The organism is Pseudomonas sp. 05N432 (assembly GCF_056396945.1).
This window is the reverse complement of record NZ_JBFTMM010000106.1, coordinates 1-369: the sequence shown is the minus strand read 5'-3', so window position 1 is coordinate 369 and position 369 is coordinate 1. Positions and strand designations below refer to the sequence as shown.

Below are 369 nucleotides of genomic sequence, written 5' to 3'. Positions count from 1 at the left end.
CATCGACCAGCAGCGCTGGCCGATGTTTTGAAACGGTCGGCCAGACTTAGCCAGCGACCGGGGAACGCCAGTCATCGGAACCCGAAGTACCGGATACTTCGTGGGTCCAGGTGATTTTGCGGTAGGTGAACTCTACGTCTTCCARGTGAGTGAAGTGCGAGTTCGCCGGGTCTTGGCAGTTGTGCATGTAGTCTTTGATGTCGACGATGATYGCGTCTTCAAGYTTGGTGGTGAAGTAGTGCTCTTGGGTGCCGGCAGCCGAGGTGCGGTACCACTTGATTTCGATAGAAGTCAGACGCTCGCCGGAAGTCAGGGCAGCCAGCAGCAGTGGCGAGGACTTGTCGAAAACCTTGGTGATTTTGACTTGAC

Annotated in this window: 1 protein-coding gene; it reads right to left on the bottom strand. The window is 55.7% G+C overall.

Translation table 11 applies throughout. From position 1 onward, the window contains the following. Nucleotides 1-46 precede the first annotated feature (46 nt). Nucleotides 47-369: Hcp family type VI secretion system effector (locus tag AC1DHT_RS29470; RefSeq protein ID WP_477761615.1), on the bottom strand; the 323-nt coding region annotated here is incomplete at its 5' end.